Source organism: Streptomyces sp. XY431, assembly GCF_001279805.1.
Lineage (GTDB): Bacteria > Actinomycetota > Actinomycetes > Streptomycetales > Streptomycetaceae > Kitasatospora > Kitasatospora purpeofusca.
Genome location: NZ_LGDO01000523.1, coordinates 1 through 19,975, shown reverse-complemented (window position 1 = coordinate 19,975; position 19,975 = coordinate 1). Strand labels below are relative to the sequence as shown.

Here is a 19,975-nt window from a genome sequence, read left to right as displayed (position 1 = left end):
CTGATCCCGCCGGGAAGCCGGTTCAGGATCCGATCGTCAAAGTTTCAACCACCTTAGCATCCGCCCTCTCGGGGTTATTCCCCCGAGCGCCCGGCACCCGGTCCGGGAGCGCACGGCGACCGCGCGGCAGGTCCGGGAGCGCACGGCGACCGCGCGGCAGGTCCGGGAGCAGGCTGAGCAGCCCCGCGACGGCCATCGCGACCCCGAGCCACAGCACGGAGCGCAGACCGAACGCGTCGATGGCGAGGCCGCCGAGCAGCGAGCTGAGGATGACGCCCAGCGTGATGAAGGAGTTGTGGACGGTGTTCACCAGCGGGCGGGAGCCGCCGATCCGCTGGACCCGCGAGACCATCGCGGGGTTCATGGTGACCCCGACCAGGCCGACGCCCAGCAGCAGGCCGACGGCGGGCACCCGGAACTGGGCGAGGAGCGCGAGGCCGGCCAGGAACAGGGCGTTCAGCGCCAGGCCGGTCGCCAGCACCGGCAGCGCGTACCGGTCGGCGAGCCGGCCGACCACGGTGTTGCCGACCACGGTCGCCGCGCCGTAGGCGACGAGCAGCAGCGGGACGGAGCCGGCCGAGAAGCCGGTGAGCTCGGTCAGGATCGGGTTGACGTAGCTGAACAGCGTGAAGGTCGCGCCGATGATCAGGGTGCTGGTGACGAAGGCCAGCCACAGCCGCCGGTTGCGCAGCGCGCCCAGCTCGTCCCGGAGCGAGCCGGTGCCCTCGGCGTGGTCGGCGTCCGGGACCCCGGCGAGGGTGCACAGCGCCACCGCTGCGGTGAGGACGGCCACCGCCCAGAACGCCGCACGCCAGCCGAGGTGCTCCCCGATCACGGTGGCGAGCGGCAGGCCGAGCAGCGTGCCGAGCATGAGGCCGTTCATCAGGACGGCGATCGCCCGACCGCGGATCTCCGGGCGGGCCAGCTGGGCACAGAGCGAGACCGCGATGCCGAAGAAGGCCTGCGCGGCGACGCCGGAGACCACCCGGGCCACCAGCATCACCGGGTAGCCGGAGGCCGTCGCGGCGAGCACGTTGCCGACCAGGAAGATCGCGAACAGGAGCATCAGCGCGGCCCTCTGCCGCATCCGGAGCAGGGCGACGGCGAGGAACGGGCCGCCGAAGGACATCGCCACCGAGAAGGCGGTGATCAGGTAGCCGATCTGCGGGACGGTGGCGTCGAGGCCCTCCGCCAGCTGGGGCATCAGCCCGGCGACGGCGAACTCGCTGGTCACCATCGCGAAGACGCCGAGGGCGAGGACGTACACGGCACGTGGCATGGGAAGGGCTCCCCCGTTGGTTTTGGATTGATCGGTACAGAATGAGGGCAGGTGCGAGCACACCGGGAGCGCACAGGCGCACCCCGGATCGGGGCACAGCGAACCAAAGGATCAGCGGATCAGGGGATCGGCGGATCAGGGAGCGAGGGCGTCCAGGGCAGTGGCGGCCACGGCCTCGACGGCGGCCCGGTCGGCCCCGCCCTTGGCGGCCACCCGCATGCCGCCGATCACCGCATTGACGAAGCGGGCCAGTTCCTCCGGCGCCCGCCGGCCGGCGATCCCGCCCGCCAGCTGCCCGGCGGCGATCGCGGCCCGCAGTGCGGCGAGCCGCACCTCCTGGTCGCGGACCAGCATCGCGTCCGCCTCCGGGTCGCGCCCGGCCAGCTCCACCACGGTGTTCACGGTCAGACAACCGATACTGCGGCCGTCCGGGCGGTGCTCGAACTCGGTCTCGACGATCCTCGCGAGCAGGACCCGGATCCGCTCCAGCGGGGGCAGCTCCGGATCCTCCAGCAGTTCGATCTGCGGGACGGTCATCAGCTCGATGTAGCGGGCCAGCGACCGCTTGAACAGGTCGTGCTTGCTGCTGAACGTGTTGTAGATGCTGCTCCGCCCGAGGCCGGTCGCCTCGCAGAGGTCCTGCGTGGAGGTGGCCTCGTAGCCGTTCGCCCAGAACGCGTGCATCGCCGCGTCGAGCGCCCGGCCCTCGTCGAAGGTGCGCGGTCTCGCCATGGCAGCACGTTAGCCTTTTTGGACTGACCAGTGCAATACCGGCGCGGTCGCTCCGGGGCCGGACGCGGGGAGGCCCCCGACGACGCGCCGTTCGCGCGCCGCCGGGGGCCTCGGGGTGGTTCCAGGTGCTTCGGAGTGGTTCAAGGTGCTTCGGAGTGCTTCCGAGTGCTTCCGGGGTCAGAACTCCGGTGTCAGTACTCGGCCTTGATGTTCGCGCCGGTGAAGCCCTGCTGGCCGTAGAGGCTCAGGAAGACGTAGCCGGCCGGCGGGTTGGTGATGGTCAGGGTCTCGGAGTTGTTGTTCGCGGTGGCGGACTTGGCGGTGTACGAGTCGGTGTACGCCCAGTTCGTGGCGTTGTAGTAGAGGTCGGCGTTACCGGTGCCGCCCGTGCTGGTGAGCTTCAGCTCCTTCACCCCGGCCGGGAGGTACAGGTAGAAGTGCGCGTAGTTGCCGGTGGTCGCGGAGAGGTTGCTGCGGCTGCAGTTCTTGTCCAGCTGGCGCGGGTCGGCGCCGGCGCACTCCGACTGGCCCCCCACGGTGACGTCCTGCCGGGCGCTCGCGGTCGCGCCCTTGTCGTCGGTCACGGTGAGGGTGACGGTGTAGGTGCCGGCCTTGGTGTACGACTTGGTCGGGGTGGCGGTGGTGTCGGTGGTGCCGTCGCCGAAGTCCCAGGCGTAGGCGGTGATCTTGCCGTCCGCGTCGGCGGATCGGTTGACGAAGGTGACGCCCAGCCCGCTGGTCGTGGCGGTGAAGGCGGCGGAGGGCGCCTGGTTGCCGGGCGGGTTGGTGCTGCCGGAGCAGGCACCGGCCGCGCAGGCCGTGAGCCAGGTGTCGAAGTCGGCGTCGTAGCGGGTACCGATGGTGGTCTTGAGGATGGTGCGGGCACCGTCCCAGTCACCGGCGCGGTACTTGGCGAGCACGGCGTCGGCGTCGGCGCGGTGCTTCTCCAGCATGTAGCGCACCGCGAGGTAGCCCCAGCGGTAGGTGCGCTCGGAGTTGGTGTTCTCGTAGGTGGTGTCGAACAGCGCGGAGAGCCTGTAGGTGTGCTGGCCCGCGGCGGAGATCGCCGCGTCGTAGTTGACCTTGCGGTACGAGTAGGAGACGTACTCGGCGAAGCCCTCGACCCACCAGATCGTCGGGGTCTTCACACCGGCGTCGAAGTCGCCGTACATGTCGAACCGGCCGTCGAGGTAGTGGGTGTACTCGTGGTTGAGGTTCCAGACCTGGAAGTCCGGGCGCGCCCACTCGGCCTCGTAGGCGAGGAAGCGCGGCTGGTTGCCGGCCTCGCTCGGATTGCCCTCGAGGTACATCCCGCCGTTGTCGGTGTTGATGCCGTAGATGGAGGCGGCGAACACCCTGTAGTCGAAGGAGCTGTGGAAGACCACGACCTCGATGGTGGTGTTCTTGTCGTCCGCGACCGGGCCGTTGTCCTTGGCCACCGAGTGGAAGTACGCGTCCTGGCCGGTCAGGCTGGAGCAGGCGGTCGCCAGCTGGGTGGAGTCCAGCGCCTGGGCGAGGATCCTGATGCTCGGGCTGCAGGTGTGGCTGACCGTCAGGACCGACGACTTGAGCCGGGCGGCGGAGTCACAGGTGCCGTAGTACGAGCAGTTGCCCTTGTCGTAGGCGTCGGCCATCTCGGCGACGGCGGCCCACTGGTAGGCGGTGTTGCCGGTGGGCGAGGAGCGGTCGACCAGCCCCTTCAGCAGCGGGCGCACCTTGGGCTGGAGCGCCGGGTACTGCACGAAGCGGCCCAGCTCGCGGGTGGCGTTGTAGACCAGGAAGGTGTAGTCGCCGCCGAGCAGGGCGCCGTTGGCGGACGCGAAGGAGTAGAGCGCGTCGAGCACGCTCGGGTCGGCGGTCACCGCGTCGACGAAGCCGGTGGCCTGGTGGCCGCGCCACAGCACGGTGAACACGCTGTTGAGCGCGTTGCCCATGTTGGCCGGGTTGTGGGTGGCAGCGTCGTAGGCGCCCAACAGCCGCTTCACCACGGGGAGGTAGCGGACGTTCTCCTGCGCGCTGTCGATCAGGGTGATGGCCTCGCCGAGGGTTCCGGCATTGGCGGAGGTGACGTCGCGGGAGTGCGCGCTGTTGAAGAAGCTGTCCAGCGCACCGCGGATCGAGCTCTGCAGGGCGGTGCCGTAGGTGCCCACGTCGGACGCATGGTACCACTGCACGAAGTAGCCGGCCCGCAGGAAGAGCACCAACTGGCCGGTGGAGGTGGAGTTGTCGCCCGGGTAGGCGGCAGCGTTGTCGCGCAGGGCGTCGGCCACCGAGACCATCTGGGCCTCACGGAAGGCGCCTCGCGCGTCGGTGCCGACCAGGTTGAACAGGCTGTTGATGCAGCCGAGGTCGGCCGCCTTGACCGCCTTGACCAGGTCGCCACCGGTGCGACCGGTGAAGTCCGGGATGTTGCAGGGCTGTTCGGCGAGGGCCTTGGGGGCGCCCGCACCGAAGGTCTTGACGATCTCGGCCTGCCGCTGGGCCGCCGACGGGGTGTCGGAGCGATCCGGGGAGGCGGTCGAGATCGGGGCGCGGTCCCGGGCCGGGACCGGCTCGTTCTTGCCGCCCGCGTCAGGGGTGTCACCGATGGCGGGCCTCGGGGCGATCCCGGCCGGTCCGGCCGAGGTGGCGGTGGGCGAGCCGCCGCCGAACTCCGGCCGGGTCTTGGTGGTGGCCGCCTGGGCGCGCGGGGCGAACAGGCCGACCGCCACGAACAGCGCCAGGATCAGCGCCAGGAGCTTTGCGACGTGCGGCATTTGCGCTAAAGGACGGGCGATTTTCACGTGGGGGCCTCCAGGCCTTCGTCGGTCGCGTGGGGGCGCGGCCGGTGGGGGGTGAAGAGGACCGTTGCGACGCACCGTTGGGGTGGTAGCGCCGAGCACCGGTGGGGGATGTGACATGTACAATGGCATACATCACACAACCGGGGAACCCTCGAATCGGAGAATCTCCGACAACTCCCCCGCCTGCACAGGAAATTCACCGATCGACCACGGAACGACAAAGGCCGTCACAGAACGCCAAAGGCCGCCGGTCGGTCGACCGGCGGCCTTCGCGAGCGGATCACGGCCTCAACGGCCGTGCAATCCGGATCAGTTGCGAGCCAGGAGCACGGCACCCGCGGTGACGAGAGCGAGCACCACCGCGGCCGCGCCGTAGCTCAGCCGGTGCGAGCGCACCACCGGCAGATAGCGGTCCGCGGCATAGCGGCCGGGACCGGTCAGCGCGAGCGCCGCCGCGGCGGCGATCAGCAGGAACTCGTACTCACTGCCGCCCTTGACGGCGAAGAAGCTGCCGCTCCAGGTGACGGCGAGGGCGTTGAGCATGGTGCCCAGGATCGCGGCGGCGGCCAGCGGGGTCAGCAGGCCGACGGCGAGCGCCAGTCCGCCGCCGGTCTCGGTGAGGCCGGCCACGACGGCCATGAGCTTCGCCGCCGGGTAGCCCTTCGCCTCGAAGAACTTTCCGGTGCCGTCGATGCCGCCGCCGCCGAACCAGCCGAACAGCTTCTGGCTGCCGTGCGCGGCCATGGTCAGGCCGAGTGCCACCCGCAGCAGCAGGAGGCCGACGTCGTAGGCGTGCGGGGAGGTGGTCACCGATCCGGGGGCCGACCCGGCTGCGGCAAGGGGGGTGGTGGTGGCGGCGGTCGTGCTCGGGCTGCTGCTCGGCATGCGCGTCTCCATCAGAAAGGGGGGGTTCGTCGATACCGGCCGAATCTGTTTGTTCAAATTCGAACCAGCTGGGGTGTGTCGACCGTACCTGGAAGTTTGAATTTGAACAACCGGCCGGACCCAGGATATTGGCGTGACCGGGTCACAAGTGGTGCGGACCGGCGTACGGAAGTGCGCGGCGGGGCACGCTCAGGACATGGCACATCGCAACGAACACCGGCGGCCGGCCGACCGGGGCACCCCGCACGCCGCGGCCCTCGCCGCCTTCACCGAACGGATCCGGCTGGTCACCCCCGACCAGTGGGACGCGCCCACCCCGTGCACCGACTGGAGCGTCCGCGATCTGGTCAACCACCTCACCGGCGAGCAGCTCTGGGTGCCCGAGCTGCTGATGGGCGCGACCATCTCCGAGGTCGGCGGCCGCTTCGACGGCGACGTCCTCGGTGACGACCCGGTCGCCGCCTGGACGGCCGCCGCCGACGCCGCCCGCGAGGCCTTCGCCGTGCCCGGCGCCACCGAGCTCACCGTCCACCTCTCCTTCGGCGACGTCCCCGGCCAGTACTACCTGGACCAGCTCACCACCGACGCCGTCGTCCACAGCTGGGACCTCGCCGAGGGCATCGGCCGGCGCACCCGGCTCCCGGAGGAGCTCGTCGACTTCGCGCTCGCCGAGTTCTCCGGCTACGGGGACCTCTCCGGCAGCGGACTGTTCGACCCGCCGCTCCCGGTGGCCGGGGACGCCGGGCCGCAGACCCGGCTGCTGGCCCTCGCCGGGCGGCGGGACCGCCCCTGAGCGGACGGCGGCACGGGGCCGGCGGGCCGGCGGTGGCACGGGCACCGCGCGCGGACGGGTCCGGCGGATGCCCCGGTTGCCCGGGCGGAGCCGGATACTGGAGGTGTCGGGGGGGCGCACCGGACGTCGACGGAGAAGAGGCGGGCGTGCCATGAGCCGCAGGCCGGACATCCTGGGTGAGTTCACCGCGGAGCACCGCGCGGTGGAGGACCTGCTCGTCCGGATCGAGGCCGGCCGGGCCGAGGACCGGGCGCCCGGAGAGCTGCTGGACCGGCTCACCGACCTGCTGCTCAGCCACTGCGCGGCCGAGGAGGAACACCTCTTCCCGGTCGTCCAGCACGATGTGCCGGACGGTGGCGCGGTGGTGTTCCGGTGCATCCACGACCACCTCGCGATCGGCCAGTACCTCGCCGACCTCCAGGCCCTCCCCTCCGGCGACCCGGCGCTTGGCACCCTGCTGAACGGGCTCACCGAGCTGCTGCGGCGGCACCTGGCGACCGAGGAGAAGCAGCTCTTCACCGCCGCCCGCAAGGCCCTGCCGGCCGCCGAGCGGGCGGCGCTCGGCGAACGGCTGCGGGCCGAGCGGGCGGAGATCGCCGGGGCCGGGCCGTAGTGCGGAAGTCCGGCGGCTGGCCGGCCGGCGGGCCGGGGTCGGTGGGCCGGGGGTCAGGGGGCGCGGTCAGGGCTTGGCGCTGATCACCGCGAAGCGGCCGCCCTCCGGGTCCTGCAGCCGGGCCACCCGCCCGTACGGCGAGTCGAAGGCCGGACCGAGCACGCTGCCGCCGAGCCGCTCCGCCCGGACCAGCGCCTGGTCGGTGTCCGGTACGGAGAAGGACACCTCCCAGTGCGGGGTCAGCCCCGTCGGGCCGCCCGCCTGCTCCCGGGCCAGCGCGGCGACGCTGTGCCCCTCCGCCCGCAGCACCACCCGGTCGTGCTCCCAGCGGACCTCGAACCGCTCCGGGTCGCGGCCGTCCCAGCGGAACACCTCGCCGTAGAAGAGCGCTGCCGCGAACGGGTCCGGGGTGCGCAGCTCGATCCAGACCGGGGCGCCCAGCAGGTCCAGCCGCCGGGCGCGGCCCGGCGGGCCCTCCCAGATGCCGAACACCGCACCCGCCGGGTCGGCCGCGAACGCCAGCCGACCGGCGTCGAAGGACAGCGGACCGACCGCGAGGGTCGCCCCGCGCTCGCGCACCGCGTCGGCGGCCGCGTCGGCACTCTCGGTGCCGAAGTAACTGGTCCAGGCGACAGGCATGTCCCAGCCGCCGCCCGCCACGCCGAGCCCGGCCACCGCCTCGCCGCCGACCACCGCGTGCTCGTACCGGCCGAAGCGGTCCGGTCCCGGCTCGAACTGCCAGCCCAGCAGCGGCCCGTAGAAAGCCTTGGCGGCGTCGAGATCACGGGCCATCAGGCTCACCCAGCACGGGACGGCCGCCACACAGCGCACCTCGGCCGTCGTCGCATCGCTGCCCATCGCGCACCACCTCCGAGATCCCGGCCGCCGGGCCCCTCCCGACTCCCACGGCCGTCCGGCCGTCCGGGCGGGTTCAGCCTAGGACGTGTCCGACAATTCGTGCCGCATCAGCGCGCGGGGGTGGGTGTGGGGCCGGTGAGGTGGTGGTGAGGGTCGCGGGAGAGCGCTCCGTCCGGGGGCGCGCCCGGTGGGAGGCCCGCCCCCGGACGGGCCCTGCGGCGCGGTACGACCGCGCGCCCGTCCGTGGCCGTTCGGATTCGGAGGGTGGCCAGCGGGGCCGACCGGGTGCTGCGGCGCCATGTCGCCCGAACGGGTGACACCGGGGGCGGTGGCCGGGCGGACGGGGCCCGTCGGGTCAACTCCCGTTGCGGGCAGCGGGTTCGAACCTGGCGATCAGGTGCAGCCGGTCTCCGTCGGCGGAGTCCGCGCTGTCGGTGGGCCGGTCGCCGTCCGTCCAGGGCGGTTCGGTGCGCGGGCCGGGCCGGTCGTACAGGCCGAGGACGGTGAAGCCGTGCCGGGCGAGCAGGTGGCGCAGTTCCTGGGGAAAGAGCAGCCGCCAGGCGGAGTGCTGCTCGAACGGCGGCGAGCCGTCGTCGCCGGCCCAGCTCCGGGTGCGGCGCAGGAGCTGGGCGGCGTGGTCGATCCACAGCACGGTGCGCGAGGTGAGGGTGCCGCCCTCGTGGGTGACGCTGTCCAGCCTCGGCGCGTCGAGGAGTTCGGTGCGGCCGAGGAAGAAGGCGCCGTTGCGCATCTCGGCGACCAGCAGACCGCCGGGGCGCAGATGGTGGCGGAGCCGGCCGAAGCAGGCGTCGAGGTCCTCGTTGGTGTGGCAGTGGAGGAGTGCGCTGTCCAGGCAGAGCACCGCGTCGAACCGCCCAGGAAGCGTGAAGTCCCGTATGTCGCCGACGTGGTAGGCCGGTCCGGGGTGCCGGGAGCGGGCGTGGGCGATCATCGCCTCGGAGCTGTCCAGACCGGTGACGGTGCGGCCGGCGACGCGGTGCAGCCACCCCGCGTCCCGCCCGGTGCCGCAGCCGAGGTCCAGCACCTCGGGCCCGGCGCCGTGGGCGGCCAGCGTCGCCTCGGCCCACCGGGCGGCGGTGGACTCCGGGTCGGGGAAGCGGAGTTCGTAGAGCTCGGGGCGGTCGGTGAGCAGGTTCCGGTGGGCCTCGGCCGGGGTCGGCGGGGCGGGACGGCCGTTCATCGGGCCCCGCAGGGGGCGGGGCGGACGGAGTCGGGGCGAGCGGGAGCGGGCAGCACGCCGAGGCCGGCCCGGTCCGGGGTGCGGACGGTGCCGTCGGCGCCGCCGATGCCCTGCCAGGGGTCGTGGGCGAGCAGCAGATGGCCGTCGAGGTCGAGCCAGCGGGCCCGGTCGGCGAGGTGGACGGCGGGCGCGATGCCCAGCGAACTCGCCACCAGGCAGCCGAGCATCAGCTCGGTGCCGCTGCCGCGCAGGGCCTCGGCGATGCGCAGCACCTGGTGGACACCGCCGCACTTGGCGAGCTTGAGGTTGACGCCGTGGACCCGCCCGGCGAGTCGGCACGCGTCCTCGTGGTCGACGGCGTCCTCGTCGGCGATCACCGGGATCGGCGAGCGCTCGGCGACGGCGGCGAGCGCGTCGGGGTCGCCCGGGGCGATCGGCTGCTCGACGGCCTCGACCCCGGTGGCGGCGAAGCCGGGCAGCAGCCGGAGGGCCTCGGCCGGGGTCCAGGCGCCGTTGGGGTCGAGCAGCAGCCGGGCTCCGGGCGCGGCCTCGTGGACGGCCCTGACCCGGACCAGGTCGAGGCCGGGGTCGGCGCTGCCGGCCTTGATCTTGAGCACGGTGAAGCCCGCGTCGGCGAGCCTGGCGGCCTGGACGGCGGCGCGGGCGGGCGGCTCGATGCCGATGGTGCGGGCGGTGACGGCGGCGACCGGGTCGGCCCGGCCGAGGAGGCGGTGGACGGGTTCGCCGGCCCGTTTGCCGACCAGGTCCAGCAGGGCGGCCTCGACGGCGGCCAGCACACCGGCCGGCAGCGGCGCGAACGGCGCCGCGCCGGAACAGAGCTCGGCGAGTGCCTGCTCGGGATCCTGATGGCGCTCCAACACGGGCCGCAGGAAGGCGAGTTCGTGGTGGATCCGGTGAGTGGGCAGACCCAGATGGATGCTGCTGACCACCTCGCCGTGGCCGGTCAGCCCGCCGTGGCCGAGGGCCAGTCGGACGGCGTCCCGCTCGGTGGTCACCGAGCGGGAGATGCGCAGCGGTGTGGCCAGGCGGAGCCGTACGGTGCGGAGGTCGACCCTCATCGGTCCTCCTCGGTGCGGGCGGGCCCGGCGGCGGCCGGGACGGGGACGGTTACGGGGGCGGGGACGGTTACGGGGGCGGGGACAGTGGCGGCAGTGGCTGCGGGGACGGGGGCGGGCGCCGTCCGGCCGGTGCGGCAGCGGGCCCAGCCGGTGACCTCGACGGCCGCCGGGTGCGGGATCTCGACCGGGCGCGGCGCGGCCCGCTCGGCGTCCAGGCCGTGCCGCCGGCAGAACGCGTCGTCGTACACCGTGCCGAGGTAGCGGTGCGGGCCGTCGGGGAAGACGGTGGCGACGGCGGCGCCCGGATGGACCCGGGCGGCCCAGGCCGCGACCAGGGCGACCGCACCGGTGGACCAGCCGCCGCTGACGAAGGCGCCCCGGGCCAGCCGACGGCAGGCGTCCACCGCCTCGGCGGGACCGACCCAGTGCACCTCGTCGAAGGCCTGGTGGGCGACGTTGCGCGGGTGGATCGAGCTGCCCAGGCCGCGCATCAGCCGGGGCCGGGCGGGCTGGCCGAAGATGGTGGAGCCGACCGAGTCGACGCCGATGATCCGCAGCCGGGGCCAGTGCCGACGCAGGGCCTCGGCGAGTCCCGAGCTGTGCCCCCCGGTTCCGACACTGCACACCAGCACGTCGAGCCGGTCGAGCTCGGTGGTGATCTCCTGGGCCATCGCCAGGTAACCGGCCGCGTTGTCGGGGTTGTTGTACTGGTCGGGCCAGTAGGCGTCGGGCAGCAGGTCGAGCACGGCGCGCAGCCGGGCGAGCCGGGCCGCCTGCCAGCCGCCTTGCCGGGCCGGCCGCTCGACCAGTTCCAGCCTGGCCCCGTAGGCGCGCAGCAACTGCCGCATGGACGGTTCGAGTTCGCTGTCGCCGACCAGCACGACCGGGTGCCCGAGAGCCTGTCCGGCGAAGGCCAGGCCGACCCCCATGGTGCCCGAGGTGGACTCCACCACCGTGGCGCCGGGGCGGAGTTCACCGCGCGCGTGGGCACCGCGCAGCATGGCGACGGCCGAGCGGGCCTTCATGCCGCCCGCGCCCAGCCCCTCCAGCTTGGCCCAGAAGCCGGGGTGCGGGTGCGGCAGTGGGGTGGTGATCCGGGCCAGCGGGGTGCCGCCGAGCAGCGGCAGCAGGTCCGGATTGCCCAGTGCCGCACCGGAGTCGAGCAGGGCGGTCACCGCGCCGCACCCCCTCGGCCCGCCCGGCCGCCGTAGAGGTGGAGCACGGTGGGGCCGCCGTCGAGCCAGAAGAAGGGGTAGGGCTCGGCGCTGACGGCGGTCACCCCGTCCCCCAGCAGCCGGGGCAGCACCGCGCTGCCGGTCTGGGCGAACAGCACCAGGGGCTTGCCGGTGCTACGGGCGTGCGCGAGCAGCGGATCGAGCGAGCCGTTGCCCAGGGTCATGCCGGAGGCGAGGACGGCGTCGCAGGCGTCGAGGTGGGCGAGGGCGTCGGTGCGCACCGGTTCGTCCCACTCGGTCGCGCCGCCCTTGAGGTCGCACGGGACGTACCCGATTCCGCGCGAACGGAGCTGCTCCAGGAGCGAGTTGACGACACCGACGACCAGCACCCGGCGGACGTCGGCGAGCGGCAGCAGCCCCACCACGGCGGCGGCGCGGGCGCGGGACTTCGCCAGCGAGGAGCCCGCCGGCAACGGGACCGGTCGGGCACCCTCGGCGGGTCCGTGCGGGCGGCAGTGGCCCAGGTAGGCGTCCAGCGCGGCGACCCGGACGGCGGCGCGGGGATGGTCGAGCAGCTCGTCGACGGTGGCGCCGACGCAGTCGGTGAGGGTGTCGGCGGGGAGTTCGCCCGGTTCGACGGCGCAGGAGCCGACGGCGGCGCCGAGCCGCAGGCTGAGCACCTCGTTGCGGTAGCCGCGGGCGCGGCCGTCGTGCCGGACGGCCTGGGCGGTGGTGAAGGCGAGCGCGATCCGCAGGGAGGCCGGGTCGGGCCCGTACGCCCCCGTACGGGCCCGCCCGGTGATCAGGTCGAGCGCGAAGGTACCGGCGCTCGGGGGGACACCGGCGCCCGCGGTGGCGAGGGTGCCGGTGGTGGCGAGGGTGTCGGTGGTGGCGACGGGGGCGCTCATGCGGGCACCCCGGCGGATACGGCCCCGAGGGCGCCGACGTCCTCGACGCCCTCGACAGCGTCCTCGACGGAGTCCTCGATGGCGTCCTCGACGACCGCTTCGGCCCCTGCGGCCGCCGTGAGGCGCGGGGTGAGCCCGGCCAGCAGCCGCTCGGCGGCGCCGCGCGCTCCGGCCCCGCCGCTGTCGGCGGTCATGACGTGCCCGAGGTACTCGTTGTTGCTGGTCGCCGGCCGGACCTCGCGGCCCGCCCCGGCGAGCGCGAGTTCGACCACGGCCGGGTCGCGCCGCACCGCCTCCTCGCCGTCGAAGCCGTCCAGCAGTCCGGCCTGCCCGCCCTCGGGGACGAGGAAGGCGATCGCCGCGCTGGTGACCCCGGTCGGGTGGACGTCCAGGTCGGGCCGGCGGCCGAGGGCCACGTCGACGGCGGCGGCCGCCAGGTCGACCCCGGTGACCCGCCGGACCAGCTCGGTGATCCGGTTCCCGGCCGGTCGCGGGTTGACCTCGACCACGCGGGGCCCGGCCGGGGTCAGCTTGATCTCGGTGTGCGCGACGACCTGGTCGAGCCCGAGCGCGGCCAGTGCGGCGAGGGCCGTGTCGGCGGCGGCCCTGGCCTCGACCGGATCCAGGGCGGCCGGGAACATGTGCCCGGTCTCGACGAACGCGGGCGCCCCGCCGATGCTCTTGTCGGTGATCCCGACGACGTGCGCGGCGCCGCCCGCCGAGACCGTCTCGACGCTGACCTCGGGCCCGGTGAGCAGTTCCTCCAGCAGCACCACCGGCTCCCGGCGCTGGCCGCGCGCATTGGCCGGGAACGCCTCCAGGGCCCGGACCGCCACCAGGAGTTCGGTCTCGTCGACGACCTCCCGGACGAACATCCCGGCGCACAGGTCGACCGGCTTGACCACCAGCGGGTAGCCGATCGCCCGGGCGGCGACCCGCGCCTGCTCGCGGTCGGCGCAGAGCGCGTACGCGGGCCCCGGGACGCCGGCCTCGGCGAGCACCCGGCGGGTGAGGTCCTTGCGGCAGGCGGCCGCGACCGCGCCGGGGTCGGCCCCGGGCAGGCCGAGCCGGTGGGCCACCCGGGCGACCTGGGGGAGGTAGTAGTCGCAGGAGGAGAGCACCCCGTCGAAGCCGAGCAGCCCGTGCAGCCGTTCGGCGTACGGGAGCAGTACGGCCGCGTCATTGGTGTCGACGGTGAGGATGTTCTCCGCCGCGAGCAGCGGGTGCGGGCCGTCGACGGGGGCGGCGCGCAGGTAGTGGTGCAGGTCGCGGGTGAGGAAGGTGAAGCGGTGGCCGCTCTCCCCCAGCGCCCTCGGCAGCAACCTGCTCATGGAGCCGACCCAGCTCTCGATCACCAGCAGATGCGCCACGGTTCTCCCCTTCGACGGACTCGACGATCGGCGGACAGGCAGGACCGTAACGGGATTCGTTTTCATTTTCAACACGCCGGACCGCGCGTCCGCCAACGCGTCAGATGAAAGTGGTTTTCATGTACTCTGACCACCACCCTCCCGCCCCACCTCCGGTCGGAGTATCTGATGCAGCGTCAACTCCCTTATGTGATCCGCCATGCCCTGCCGCAGGACGTACCCGGGGCGCGCCGTTTGATCCTCGACACCTTCTACCGCGAGTTCGGCTACGGCTACGTGCCCGACTGGCACGCCGATGTGGTCGACCTCCAGGGGCACTACCTGGACCACCCCCGGCACGCCCTGCTGGTCGCCGTCCACGGCGAGGAGGTGGTCGCCACCACCGCACTGCACTCCACCGGACCGGTCCACCCGCCGCACCCGCGCGAGGTCGCCGAGCGCTACCCCTCGGGGACCACCGCCCAGCTGGTCCGGGTGTACGTCCGGGCGGAGCACCGGCGGCACGGCCTGGCCCGCGAACTCGTCCACCGCGCCCGCGCGTTCGCCGCCGCGGAGGGCGGCTACCGGCGGCTCTACCTGCACACCAACACGGAGATCCCGGGCGCCGAGCCGTTCTGGCGCAGCCTCGCCGAGGAGGTCCACGACGCCCGCCCGAGCGGCGAGCACGGCCCCGGCGTGGCCACCGTCCACTTCGAGATCCCGCTGCACCGACCCGCCCGCACCGGGCCGGGCGCCGACCCCCGAGTCACCGCCGGGCCGGCCCGGGCCTCGGTCGGGTGACCTCTCCGGAGCACCCGTGGCGTCAGCACGGCCGGCGATGGCGGCGCGGCCGATGGTGACGGTGACGGGACACCCGAAGCACGGACCGTAGTGTGACCCAGGTCACACAGAAGCGTGAAATTTCCGGGGAGCGATTCCCCGTTTAGCCCTTCGTAGGACTAAGCGGGGAGTTTCTCCCCGGAACTTGTAAGCTTCGGGAGGAGCAAAGCCGTGAGCACCGCCGCCACCCGGCCGACACCGACCACGGAACCGGCCCGCACGCCCCGACTGCGTGCGGACGCCAGCCGTAACCGTGAGCGGATCGTGCTGGCGGCCCGGGACGCGTTCGTCGAGCACGGCGCCGAGGCGCCGCTGGACGAAATTGCCAAGCGGGCAGGCGTCGGAAACGCTACGCTCTACCGGAACTTCCCCACCAGGGCGGCACTGATCCGCGAGGTGGCCCTGCTCGTCAAGAACCGCATCGTGGCGATCGCCGAGCGGGCCGCCACCGAGGCTGCCGGCCCGTTCGACGCCCTGGAGCGGTTCGCCCACGAGACGGTCGACGAGAAGGTCGGCGCGCTCTGCCCGATGCTCACCAACCGGGTCGACCTGAACGATCCGGACCTGGCGGAGGCACGCGAGCGCCTGATGGCGGTCGTCGGCGATCTGCTGGAGCGAGCGAAGGCGGCGGGCGAGATCCGTCCGGACGTCGCCCACGGTGACCTGTTCATCGCGCTCAGCCAGCTGACCCGCCCGTTGCCGGGCACCTCGTGCCACATCCTGGAGGGATTCGTCCACCGGCACCTGCAACTGTTCCTGGACGGCATGCGGGCGCCCGCCCGTTCGACACTGCCCGGCCGGGCCGCGACCTTCGAGGACTTCCACGGCGACCACTGATCCGACGCGTCCGCCGCTGTTCTTCTCCCCTTAACCCGTTGTCCCTTGCACTGCCCCGCACGTCTTCCGCACACCTCGCACCGTGAAGTGAGTACCGCCATGTCAAAAACCGATGCCCTGCCCGCCGTTCAGCCTGATCCAAGGCGCTGGAAGGCCCTGATATTCATCGGCCTCGCGCAGCTGATGGTCGTCCTGGACGCCACCATCGTGAACATCGCGCTGCCGTCCGCCCAGAAGGACCTCGGCATCACCGACGGCAACCGCCAGTGGGTGATCACCGCGTACGCGCTGGCCTTCGGCGGGCTGCTGCTGTTCGGTGGCCGGGTGGCCGACCTGTGGGGGCGCAAGCGCACCTTCATCGTCGGTCTGACCGGCTTCGCGCTGGCCTCCGCGCTCGGCGGCGCCGCCGCCAACACCGCGATGCTGCTCGGCGCCCGCGCCCTCCAGGGTGTCTTCGGCGCCCTGCTCGCCCCGGCCGCGCTCTCGCTGCTGGCGGTCATGTTCACCGAGGCCAAGGAGCGCGCCAAGGCGTTCGGCATCTACGGCGCGATCGCCGGTGGTGGCGGTGCGATCGGTCTGATCCTCGGCGGCCTGCTCACCGAGTACATGAACTGGCGCTGGACCTTCTTCGTCAACATCCCGTTCGCCGTGGTCGCCGCCGTCGGCGCCGTCATGGTGATCCGCGAGCCCGCCGAGGGCCGCAACCGCAACCGGCTCGACGTGCCCGGCGTGCTGCTGGTCACCACCGGCCTGGTCGCGCTGGTCTACGGCTTCACCCGGGCCGAGTCGGACGGCTGGAGCTCGGGCGTGACGATCGGCCTGTTCATCGGCGCCGCCCTGCTGCTGGCCGCGTTCGTCCTGGTCGAGAGCAAGGTCAAGGCGCCGCTGCTGCCGCTGCGCGTCGTGCTGGACCGCAACCGCGGCGGGGTCTACCTGTCGCTGGGCCTGGCCGTGATCGGCATGTTCGGTCTCTTCCTCTTCCTGACCTACTACCTGCAGATCGTGCTCAACTACAGCCCGGTGCTGACCGGCGTGGCCTTCCTGCCGATGGTGGCGGGCATGATCACCGGCTCCACCCAGATCGGCGCCCGCCTGATGACCCGCGTCCCGGCGCGGTACCTGATGGCGCCCGGCTTCCTGCTGGCCGCGGTCGGCATGCTGATCCTGACCCAGATCGACCTGGACACCTCCTACCCGGCGCTGATCCTGCCCGGTCTGGTCCTGATGGGCCTCGGCATGGGCACCGCGTTCATGCCGGCGATGAGCCTCGCCACGCACGGCGTCCAGCCGCGCGACGCGGGCGTGGCCTCCGCCATGGTCAACACCTCGCAGCAGGTCGGCGGCGCCATCGGCACCGCGCTGCTGAACACCATCGCGGCCAGCGCCACCACCACCTGGCTGGCGGCCCACGCGGGCGAGGCCACCAACCCGGCCGCCGCGAAGGCGGTGCAGTTCGGGGGCATGGTGCACGGCTTCTCGACCGCGATCTGGTGGTCCTTCGGGATCCTGGCCCTGGCGGCCGTGCTGGCCTTCGTCCTGATCAACGCCGGTCGCCCCGGGACGGGCGGCGCCGGCGAGGGCTCGGGCGCGGGTGCGGTGGACGCCAACGAGGTGCCGGTGCTGGTGCACTGACCCTCGCGGGGTAACGCGACGGTGCGAGGCGGCCCGTCCGGTGTCTTCAGGACACCGGGCGGGCCGCTCGCCGTTTCGGGGGGCCGTCTCGGGGGGTGGCCGCTTTTTCGAGGGGCGGTCGTTTCCGGGGGTCGTCGGCGCTGCCCGGGTTCTGCAGGTCACCCGGCGGCATCGCCCATGCCTACGCCGTCCGGGTGGGATTCCCCGGCGCACACCCCCGCTCGCGCCCGCGGAACCGCACCGGTTCACCGTTTTCGAGCGGTCCCGAGCCCTCGAAACGGCGGCCGCCCTGGACGACAATGGAGTGGCCCACCCGGCCGGGGTCCTTGACCGGACCCGTGTCAGCCTGTCCCGTGGGTCGTACGGCGGGGCACCCGGACCGCCGGGCCCACCGCGGAGCACCGCACCGCCTGCGAGCAGCACGCCCCTGTGGAGCGCCATGGGAGCACCGGTCGCCCCGACCGCGACCGCCCGCCGGACCGGAGAGGGAGGACACCGTGCACGACCGTACCGACCAGCTCGCCGACAGCAGATACCTCCTGCTCACCTCCTACGGCGAGGACGGCCGCCAGGTCCACTCGCAGAGCTGGGTCGTCGCCGACGGCACGGCGCTCGGCATCTGGACCCCCGCCCACTCCGGCGAGGCCGAACGGATCCGCCGCCACCCCAAGGTGCTGGTCGGCCCCTGCGACGCGCACGGCCGCCCGACCGGGGCGCAGCTCCCGGCCCGTGCCGCCGTCTGCGACCAGGACGCCACCGCCCGCTACCGCGCGTCGCTGATCAACAAGTACGGCCTGTCGGCCTTCGTGGCCCTGGCCCGCAGCCGGATGCGGCTCGGGCTGGCCGGGACGATCGGGATCCGGATCACGCTCAACGAGCTGGAGCAGCGGCTGATCGGGCCCGAGTGGCAGGTGCCGACCACGTACTGCCCGAACTGACGCCCCACGGAGCCGGGCGAAGGCGAGGCGGGTCAGGCGAGGCCGTTCTCCGGGGCGCGGGCGAGGTCCCCCGGCTCACAGGCCTCCTCGCCGGTCCCGGCGTGCACCACCTTGACCGCGCGGCCCGGCCCGCCCGGCACCACCCGCTGTTCCTTCCCGCACCTCGGACAGATCAGCGGGATGCGCGACCGGTGGGAGGTAGGGCTCGTGGCACCCTCCGACGGCGTCACGACAGCGGGTGGGTCGGGATCGGGCTGACCTGCTGGATCTCACCGTGGGCCTTGGTGAGCAACTGCGAGGCGAGGTCGTTGAGTGCCCGTGCGGCGGCGATCTCCTCGCCGACCCTGAGCTGTTCCGGGTCCGACGGGTGACGGCTGGTGTAGCCGTGCGCGCGCAGCTCCGATCCGTCGCCCAGCCGCAGCAGGGCGGCGGCCGCCGTTCGCGGCCCCTCCTCGCGGAACTCCATCTCGATGTGCCAACCGACAAGAGTCTGCATGGCGGATCACCTCCGGCGGTCGCTCCTGGTCCGGTCACCCCTCCTACTCCTCCAGGGTGCGCCGTACCCCTCGTGAACACCAGGGCAGGCGGCGCCGACCGCCCGGAAACTGGAACTTGAACACGTTCAATACCCCGCGTAGAGTCGGCACGCAAGGGAAGTTTGAACGCGTTCAAGGAGATCCGGGCCGCCATGGGCAGAGGCACCACCGAACTGGTCGACCTGCTGGTCCTGCTCGGCATGGGCGCGGTGGTCCCGCTCGGCCTCGCACTCATCGACGAACCGGGACTCGCCCGGCTGCGCCGCCTCTGGCCGCTCGCCGCCGTCCCCGGCGCACTCTCGCTGTGGCTGCCACGAGGCCCGCTGGCCACCGGCGCCGCCGCCTGCTACGCCCTCGGCACCCTCGCCGTCGCCGCCCACGCCCCGCTCCGGCTGGCCCGCACCCGCTCGCTCGCCCCGGCCGAGATCGCCGTCCTCACCGCGCTGGCCATGCCTTCGGTCGCCGGACTCGCCCTGGTCGCGGAGCGCGCCGGGTACGAGCTGTTCGGCTTCGACCTCGACATCCTCACCCTGACCGTCCCGCACTTCCACTACGCCGGATTCACCGCCGCCCTCGTCGCCGGACTCGTCTGCCGCACCGTCCCCGGCCGCCCCGCCGCCCGGTGGGCCGCGCTCAGTGTCCCGACCGGGACCCTGCTGGTGCTCGGCGGCTACTTCGTCGGGGACTGGGCCGAACTCGTCGGCGCCGCCGTCCTCACCGTCGGCATGTGGCTGGTCGGCCTGCTCACCTGGCGCGACCTGCGGCCCCGGGCCGAGGACCGGAGCGGCGCTCCCCGGTTCACCGGCACGCCCGTGCTGCTCGGCGTCTCGGCGGCCGTCCTCGCCGTCACCATGCTGCTCGCGCTGTGGTGGGCCCTCGGCGAAGCCTCCGGCATCCCCCATCCCACCCTCGGCTGGATGGCCGCCACCCACGGCGTCGGCAACGCGCTCGGCTTCGCGCTCTGCTCGCTGCTCGCCTGGCGCCGCCTCGCCCTCGCCCTCGCCCCGATTCCGGCGATCCCGCCGATTCCGGTGATCCCGCCGATCCCGCAGGAGACCCTCCGATGAACGCCGCCGCACCGCTGGACGACCTCAACTACCCCGAGGTCGGCGCCAGCACCCGCCTCGACGCCCCACTCCCCGCCGGCTACAACCACCTCCGCCACCGCGCCCTGCTCGGCCACGGCCGCGCCGCCCTCGACGCCGCCGGGACCGCCGTGCTGGGCTGGCGGATGCACCGGGCGGCCGGCGTCCGGATCACCACCGACGCCGAGCGGGCCGCGCGCGGCGTCGCGGTCCAGTGCGCCATCGGCATCGGCCCGCTCCGGGCCGGCGCCCCGTGCCGGGTGGTCTGGAGCACGGCCGACGGGGAGCGCGACCGCTACGGCTTCACCTACGGCACCCGCCGAGGGCACCTCGCGGTGGGCGAGGAGACCTTCGTCGTGGAACTGGAGCCGGACGGGGCGGTCTGGTTCACCGTGAACGCCTTCAGCCGCCCGCAACGCTGGTACGCCCGCCTCGCCGGCCCCCTCCTCCCC

Annotated in this window: 19 protein-coding genes; 8 read left to right on the top strand and 11 right to left on the bottom strand. The window is 73.3% G+C overall.

The annotated features are described in order from the left end of the window. Positions 1–22: 22 nt before the first annotated feature. The 4 genes from ADK60_RS40060 to ADK60_RS40045 all read right to left on the bottom strand — a co-directional run bounded on the left by ADK60_RS40060 (position 23) and on the right by ADK60_RS40045 (position 5,679). Positions 23–1,279, bottom strand: coding sequence for an MFS transporter (locus tag ADK60_RS40060; protein ID WP_079009090.1), 1,257 nt, complete (start codon positions 1,277–1,279; stop codon positions 23–25). Between the two features lie 135 nt (positions 1,280–1,414). Continuing rightward, the gene (locus ADK60_RS40055) at positions 1,415–2,011 is read right to left on the bottom strand and encodes a TetR/AcrR family transcriptional regulator (protein WP_053651895.1); all 597 of its coding nucleotides are present in this window, start codon (positions 2,009–2,011) and stop codon (positions 1,415–1,417) included. A gap of 191 nt (positions 2,012–2,202) precedes the next feature. Continuing rightward, positions 2,203–4,767 (bottom strand): collagenase, encoded by a 2,565-nt coding sequence (locus ADK60_RS40050; protein WP_053651893.1) that lies wholly within the window; start codon positions 4,765–4,767, stop codon positions 2,203–2,205. Between the two features lie 336 nt (positions 4,768–5,103). Next, entirely contained in the window at positions 5,104–5,679 is a 576-nt protein-coding gene (locus ADK60_RS40045; protein ID WP_079009089.1) for a DoxX family protein, read from the bottom strand. A gap of 196 nt (positions 5,680–5,875) precedes the next feature. Between ADK60_RS40045 and ADK60_RS40040 the strand changes: the two genes are divergently transcribed. Beyond that, positions 5,876–6,472, top strand: a complete 597-nt coding sequence (locus tag ADK60_RS40040) for a TIGR03086 family metal-binding protein (protein WP_053651891.1) — start codon at positions 5,876–5,878, stop codon at positions 6,470–6,472. Positions 6,473–6,623: 151 nt separating this feature from the next. Next, positions 6,624–7,085, top strand: coding sequence for a hemerythrin domain-containing protein (locus tag ADK60_RS40035; protein ID WP_052709366.1), 462 nt, complete (start codon positions 6,624–6,626; stop codon positions 7,083–7,085). A gap of 66 nt (positions 7,086–7,151) precedes the next feature. On the opposite strand, the gene ADK60_RS40030 is transcribed toward ADK60_RS40035, so the two are convergent. The 6 genes from ADK60_RS40030 to ADK60_RS40005 form a co-directional block, all read right to left on the bottom strand. After that, positions 7,152–7,943 (bottom strand): VOC family protein, encoded by a 792-nt coding sequence (locus ADK60_RS40030; protein WP_053651889.1) that lies wholly within the window; start codon positions 7,941–7,943, stop codon positions 7,152–7,154. Positions 7,944–8,298: 355 nt separating this feature from the next. After that, positions 8,299–9,144 (bottom strand): class I SAM-dependent methyltransferase, encoded by an 846-nt coding sequence (locus ADK60_RS40025; protein WP_053651887.1) that lies wholly within the window; start codon positions 9,142–9,144, stop codon positions 8,299–8,301. Then, positions 9,141–10,223, bottom strand: coding sequence for a dipeptide epimerase (locus ADK60_RS40020; RefSeq protein ID WP_053651885.1), 1,083 nt, complete (start codon positions 10,221–10,223; stop codon positions 9,141–9,143). The genes ADK60_RS40025 and ADK60_RS40020 overlap by 4 nt, the downstream gene beginning before the upstream one ends. Further along, positions 10,220–11,389, bottom strand: coding sequence for a cysteine synthase family protein (locus tag ADK60_RS40015; protein ID WP_107094842.1), 1,170 nt, complete (start codon positions 11,387–11,389; stop codon positions 10,220–10,222). The genes ADK60_RS40020 and ADK60_RS40015 overlap by 4 nt, the downstream gene beginning before the upstream one ends. Before the next feature lie 5 nt (positions 11,390–11,394). Beyond that, positions 11,395–12,306 carry a Rossmann-like domain-containing protein gene (locus ADK60_RS40010; RefSeq protein ID WP_107094840.1) on the bottom strand — a complete coding sequence of 304 codons (912 nt, stop codon included), beginning with the start codon at positions 12,304–12,306 and terminating at the stop codon, positions 11,395–11,397. Further along, positions 12,303–13,676: an ATP-grasp domain-containing protein gene (locus ADK60_RS40005; RefSeq protein ID WP_078896821.1), complete on the bottom strand. Its 1,374-nt coding sequence runs from the start codon at positions 13,674–13,676 to the stop codon at positions 12,303–12,305. The genes ADK60_RS40010 and ADK60_RS40005 overlap by 4 nt, the downstream gene beginning before the upstream one ends. A gap of 168 nt (positions 13,677–13,844) precedes the next feature. On the opposite strand from ADK60_RS40005, the gene ADK60_RS40000 reads away from it, so the two are divergent. From ADK60_RS40000 to ADK60_RS39985, 4 genes are all read left to right on the top strand, one after another. Then, the gene (locus ADK60_RS40000) at positions 13,845–14,456 is read left to right on the top strand and encodes a GNAT family N-acetyltransferase (protein WP_045942178.1); all 612 of its coding nucleotides are present in this window, start codon (positions 13,845–13,847) and stop codon (positions 14,454–14,456) included. Between the two features lie 210 nt (positions 14,457–14,666). Further along, entirely contained in the window at positions 14,667–15,332 is a 666-nt protein-coding gene (locus ADK60_RS39995; RefSeq protein ID WP_045942177.1) for a TetR/AcrR family transcriptional regulator, read from the top strand. A gap of 99 nt (positions 15,333–15,431) precedes the next feature. Further along, complete coding sequence (locus tag ADK60_RS39990; protein WP_045942176.1) at positions 15,432–16,964, top strand: MFS transporter; 1,533 nt, start codon at positions 15,432–15,434, stop codon at positions 16,962–16,964. A gap of 497 nt (positions 16,965–17,461) precedes the next feature. Continuing rightward, the gene (locus tag ADK60_RS39985) at positions 17,462–17,902 is read left to right on the top strand and encodes a PPOX class F420-dependent oxidoreductase (RefSeq protein ID WP_063783417.1); all 441 of its coding nucleotides are present in this window, start codon (positions 17,462–17,464) and stop codon (positions 17,900–17,902) included. Between the two features lie 226 nt (positions 17,903–18,128). On the opposite strand, the gene ADK60_RS39980 is transcribed toward ADK60_RS39985, so the two are convergent. Then, positions 18,129–18,398: a DUF1876 domain-containing protein gene (locus ADK60_RS39980; protein WP_045942175.1), complete on the bottom strand. Its 270-nt coding sequence runs from the start codon at positions 18,396–18,398 to the stop codon at positions 18,129–18,131. A gap of 192 nt (positions 18,399–18,590) precedes the next feature. Between ADK60_RS39980 and ADK60_RS39975 the strand changes: the two genes are divergently transcribed. Further along, a complete protein-coding gene (locus ADK60_RS39975) occupies positions 18,591–19,505 on the top strand; it encodes a YndJ family protein (RefSeq protein WP_079009093.1) in 915 nt (304 codons plus the stop codon). After that, positions 19,502–19,975, top strand: a 474-nt coding sequence (locus ADK60_RS39970) for a DUF1990 domain-containing protein (protein ID WP_053651883.1), incomplete at its 3' end; no start/stop codon positions are given. The genes ADK60_RS39975 and ADK60_RS39970, both read left to right, overlap by 4 nt.